Source organism: Mycobacterium sp. (genome assembly GCF_049673265.1).
Classification (GTDB): domain Bacteria; phylum Actinomycetota; class Actinomycetes; order Mycobacteriales; family Mycobacteriaceae; genus Mycobacterium.
The window spans coordinates 1-4983 of the sequence record NZ_JBATXN010000173.1 but is presented as its reverse complement, the minus strand read 5'-3'; the positions used below and the strand labels follow the sequence as shown (position 1 = coordinate 4983).

Here is a 4983-nt window from a genome sequence, read left to right as displayed (position 1 = left end):
GCCGTCGAAGTACGCCCGGCCGACCTCGCCGATGTGACCGAACGCGCAAAACTGCTCGACGAGTTGGCAACCCGCAACATCTCGATCCTGTGCGCCAACGCCGGCACTGCGACCTTTGGCGCGGTCTCCACGCTTGATCCAGCGGTGGAAAGAGCGCAGGTACAGCTGAACGCGATTGCCGTGCACGACCTGGTGCTTGCGGTGCTGCCGGGGATGATCGAGCGAAAGGCCGGCGGCATCTTGATTTCCGGTTCGGCAGCCGGGAATTCACCGATTCCCTATAACGCGACCTATGCGGCGAGCAAAGCGTTTGTCAACACGTTCAGCGAATCATTGCGCGGGGAGCTGCGGAAATCCGGCGTGCACGTCACGCTATTGGCACCCGGGCCGGTGCGAACCGACCTACCCGACCCCGCCGAAGCGTCGATCGTCGAGAAGCTGGTGCCCGATTTTCTCTGGATCTCCACAGAGCACACCGCCCGTGCCTCGCTAAATGCGTTGGCGCGCAATAAGATGCGTGTGGTGCCAGGTTTGACGTCCAAGGCCATGTCACTGGCGAGCGGGTATGCGCCGCGCGCAATCGTCGCGCCAATCGTCGGAAGCTTCTACAAAAAGCTCGGCGCCTGACCTATCGGCGGCGGCGACCGCTGCCGCCGAGCATGCTGCGGATCAGTTCCGTACCAAGCGCTCTGAGAAATGTCTGGAAACCCCTGCTATTTACGAAGCGCTTGAACCAGCCTGGCTTCTTCTCAGGCGCAGGAGCCGACTTGGATCCCGCCGTCGCGGGTGGGCCGGCCTTGGCAGCTTCTGCTTTTTCGGCTTCGATCTTCTCGTAGGCGGATTCTTTATCGACGGTTTGGCCGTACGTCGCCTGCAGCGGACTGGACTTGGCCGCGGTGCCGATCGCGTCGTCGCCGATGGCAGCCATCAGCGAACGTGGGGAGCGCAGCCTGGTCCACGCGACCGGGGTCGGGGCACCGCGCTCCGACAACACGGTGACCACCGCTTCGCCGATGCCCAGCGAGGTCAACGCCGAAGCCAGATCGTAGACATCGGTTTTCGGATAGGTGCGAACGGTTTTCGTCAACGCCTTCTGGTCATCGGGAGTAAACGCGCGCAGCGCGTGCTGGATCCGCGCTCCCAACTGTGACAGCACCTCGTTGGGCACATCAGTGGGCAACTGGGTGCAGAAGAACACCCCAACGCCGCGGGAGCGGATCAGCTTGACAGTCTGCTCGACCTGCTCCAGGAACGCCTTGGACGCATCGGTGAACAGCAGGTGGGCCTCGTCAAAGACGAACACCAGCTTGGGCTTATCGACGTCGCCGATCTCCGGCAGGGATTTGAAGAGATCGGACAGCACCCACATCAGGAAGGTGGAGAACAGGACCGGGCGGGCGGCCTGGTCGCCGAGTTCCAGCAATGAGATGACCCCATGGCCCTTGTCATCAAAGCGCAAGAGATCCTTGGGTTTTAATTCGGGCTCACCAAAAAAGGTATCGGCACCTTCGGCTTCCAGGTTGACCAAAGCGCGCAGGATGACGCCGGCAGTTTGCGCCGAGACGCCGCCGAGTGACTTCAGGTCGGCCTTACCCTCGTCGCTAGTGAGCTTGCTGATCACCGCGCGCAGGTCTTTCAGGTCCAGCAGATCGTATTTTTGCTGCTCGCCATAATGGAAGATCAGACCCAAGGTTGATTCTTGAGTACTGTTGAGGCCCAACACTTTTGACAGCAGGACGGGACCAAAGCTGGCGATGGTGGCCCGCACCGGAACGCCGATGCCTTTGGTGCCCAGCGACAAGAAGTCCACCGGAAAGGCGCTTGCCTCCCACGTCTCGCCGGTTTCCTTGGCGCGCGCGGTGATCTTGTCGCTGCTCTGTCCGGGCCGCGACAGGCCGGACAGGTCGCCCTTGACATCGGCCATCAGCACCGGCACGCCCGCCGCCGAGAGCTGCTCGGCGATCAGCTGCAGCGTCTTGGTCTTGCCGGTGCCGGTCGCTCCGGCCACCAAACCGTGCCGGTTGATTGTGGCCAGCGGGATGCGGATTTGCGCGGCGGGGTCGGCCGTACCGTCGATGACGACCGTGCCCAGCTCCAGGGCCTGGCCCTCGACCGTGTAGCCGGCCGCGATCTGCTGCGCTGGAGCCGCTGGAGTCCCTGCCGATGCGCTGCGCGGTGTCGACTCGGAGCTCATCGTGACGCCTGCCTCTCCCGTAGTAGGTTCGTAGTCCGGCGACGATGCGGGCCGCTTATGGCCCGGTGAGGAGCCGGACAATCAAAGCTAGTACCGCCAACGCACGACCTTACTTGCTGACGTGCTGCCGCGGGGTGGCTGCAGGTCTGGCAGCCAACTTTGCCTAGGGTGAACGCTGTGCGGGACGAACTGGTGTGGATCGACTGTGAAATGACCGGGCTGGACCTGCACTCAGACAAGTTGATCGAAATCGCCGTTCTGGTCACCGACGCAGAGCTGAACGTGCTCGGCGATGGGGTTGACGTGGTGATCCACGCCGACGACGCGGCGTTGTCATCGATGATCGACGTGGTCACCGAAATGCACACCCGTTCCGGTCTCATCGAGGAGGTGCGGGCGTCCACTGTGGATGTGGCGACCGCGGAGACGATGGTGCTCGACTACATCCGCCAACACGTCAAACAAGCCAAAACGGCACCGCTGGCTGGTAACTCGATCGCGACCGACCGCGGATTCATCGCCCGCGACATGCCTGCCCTCGACTCATATCTGCACTACCGGATGATCGATGTGAGCTCGATCAAAGAACTGTGTCGCCGCTGGTATCCGCGCATCTACTATGGCCAGCCGGCCAAGGGACTCGCGCACCGCGCGCTGGCCGACATTCACGAATCCATCCGCGAACTGCAGTACTACCGGCGCACCGCGTTCGTGCCGCCGCCAGGGCCTGCCACCAGCGACATTGCCGCGGTCGCCGTCGAGCTGGGGGGCGAACCGGCCGCGCCGGAGGTAATCGATTCGGCTGCCGAACACCCGAACAGCTAGTATCGACGTCGCTGCCTAGTCCCACTTATGGAAGTGGCTGGCAGCGATGGTGGCTGTAGTTCAGCTGGTAGAGCACCAGGTTGTGATCCTGGGTGTCGCGGGTTCGAGTCCCGTCAGCCACCCCGAACAAGCCAGAGGGCATCTCTAGCCCTCTGGCTTTCTCCATTGCGGGGGCGGTCCGCGCGGTCACCCCCGTATTCAGAGAAAGCGCCGAGGCGGTTCCGGCGATTCGGGCTCAACACCCGGGAGCCGCGGCCGTTTGAAGAAGCACGCGGCCGTAAAGGGTTTATTCGCGTCCATCACGAAGTTGACCATCTCCCAGGCTTCTTCGCCTAGCGCGTTCGCTCTGCGCATCATTTCGTTCATGGCATCATCACCCGTCGAAAAGAACCATTTGTACTCCCACAGCGGCCAATCAGGCTCGGTCATCTCGCCACCCTAAGGCAGCCGCGGGGAAAGGCGCGGCGGACTGCCTCGCGCCTCGGGGCCCGGACCGGCGTTACGCCTTGGCGTTGCCGGCGTGCCACTGATCCCACGGAATGTTCCAGTCGCCAAGACCTTCCGTCCCCGACAGTGGCGGCCCCAGGGTGTTCAGCACTTGCACTATGTCGCCGCGCTTGGTGTGCTCGAAGAACCACTGCGCGTTGCTGGGACTGACATTCAGACAGCCGTGACTGGTGTTGGTGTGGCCCTGAGCGCCCACCGACCACGGCGCCGAATGCACGAAGACACCGCTGTAGGAAATCTGGGTGGCGTAATCCACCTCGGTGCGATACCCGTTGGGCGAGTTGACCGGTACGCCGTAGGTCGACGAATCCATGATCATGTGCGCGAACCGCTCCCCGAGGATGTAGGTACCGCTGGCGGTCGGAGTGCTGTCCTTGCCCATCGAGGTCGGCATGGTTTTGACCACTTCACCGTTGACCCGCACCGTCACCATCTTGGTGTCGTCATCGGCGGTAGCGATGACCTCGTCACCGATGGTGAAGTGGGTGTGCAGGTTGTCCTCGCCGAAAACCCCATCTCCAAGGTCGACGCCATAGGTGTTGACCGCGACGTTCACGGTGGTGCCTGGCTTCCAGAAATGCTCAGGGCGCCAACGCACTTCACGGTTGTTCAGCCAGTAGAACGCCCCTTCGACAGGCGGATCTGTGGTCACCACGATGGCCTTCTCGGCCGCGGCGCGGTTGGCGATGTTCTCGTCGAATCGGATCGCCAGCGGCTCGCCGACGCCGACTACCTCGCCGTCGTGCGGCATGGCATACGGCATCGCCAGGTTCTGCGGTGACTGGGTCTGAAACGCAATCTGGCGGGTGGCCACGCCGCCCAGCCCACGCGCTTTGGCAGTCAGCGTGTAGCTCCTGTTGTAGCCCAGCTGCTCGGTGGTCGACCAGCGCACACCGTCGGGGCTGAGCTGCCCGCCCAGCGAGCGCCCGTTCTCGTTGACAATCTCGACGGAGGCCAGAACGCCGTCGTCAGCGGTCACTGTTACCGGGCTGTCCACCGCGACGCCCACGGCGCCATCAGTCACCGATGCGCTGACCTTGGGGACGAGCAGGTCACCGAACGGCGTGGCCTTGTCCATGATGGCTTTCGGCGGTGGGGCTGCACCGCCGCCGCCGCAGGCACCCGCGCCGAAAACGGCAAGCGGGACCATCAGCGCCGCCACCCATTGGCGGCACCGGCGCCGGCGCATCGTCATGCGACCTACCACGGAGTTTGCTCCCCCTCAGACCTGTATTACTGGCGAGTATTCTAGGGGTAGTTGACTGTTAACCGTGACCAGCGGTCGATCTCGGCCACGGCGATTTCGCCTGCCGACGGAATGGCTGTTATTGTCGCAAACGCGGTCCAGCAGGTTCCACGCGCCGTTAGCTCAGTTGGTAGAGCAGCTGACTCTTAATCAGCGGGTCCGGGGTTCGAAACCCTGACGGCGCACTTAAACCCCGTCCAACCTCGATCCG

General features: G+C 63.2%; 5 protein-coding genes and 2 tRNA genes. 4 read left to right on the top strand and 3 right to left on the bottom strand.

Going from position 1 to position 4983, the window contains the following annotated elements; translation table 11 throughout:
- Positions 1-627, top strand: a 627-nt coding sequence (locus WBF82_RS05970) for an SDR family NAD(P)-dependent oxidoreductase (RefSeq protein WP_424382155.1), incomplete at its 5' end; no start/stop codon positions are given.
- Between the two features lies 1 nt (position 628).
- On the opposite strand, the gene WBF82_RS05965 is transcribed toward WBF82_RS05970, so the two are convergent.
- Positions 629-2194, bottom strand: a complete 1566-nt coding sequence (locus tag WBF82_RS05965; RefSeq protein ID WP_424382154.1) for a helicase HerA-like domain-containing protein — start codon at positions 2192-2194, stop codon at positions 629-631.
- A 177-nt stretch (positions 2195-2371) separates the two neighbouring features.
- On the opposite strand from WBF82_RS05965, the gene orn reads away from it, so the two are divergent.
- Together orn and WBF82_RS05955 are read left to right on the top strand one after the other, a co-directional pair.
- Complete coding sequence (gene orn / locus WBF82_RS05960; protein ID WP_424382153.1) at positions 2372-3019, top strand: oligoribonuclease; 648 nt, start codon at positions 2372-2374, stop codon at positions 3017-3019.
- A gap of 49 nt (positions 3020-3068) precedes the next feature.
- A tRNA-His gene (locus tag WBF82_RS05955) sits at positions 3069-3141 on the top strand.
- A 76-nt stretch (positions 3142-3217) separates the two neighbouring features.
- Here the strand turns inward: WBF82_RS05955 and WBF82_RS05950 are convergent.
- Positions 3218-3448, bottom strand: coding sequence for a hypothetical protein (locus WBF82_RS05950; protein WP_424382152.1), 231 nt, complete (start codon positions 3446-3448; stop codon positions 3218-3220).
- 70 nt (positions 3449-3518) lie between these two features.
- Positions 3519-4721, bottom strand: a complete 1203-nt coding sequence (locus tag WBF82_RS05945; RefSeq protein WP_424382151.1) for a L,D-transpeptidase — start codon at positions 4719-4721, stop codon at positions 3519-3521.
- A 163-nt stretch (positions 4722-4884) separates the two neighbouring features.
- On the opposite strand from WBF82_RS05945, the gene WBF82_RS05940 reads away from it, so the two are divergent.
- Positions 4885-4957 (top strand) — tRNA-Lys (locus WBF82_RS05940).
- Positions 4958-4983: the final 26 nt, after the last annotated feature.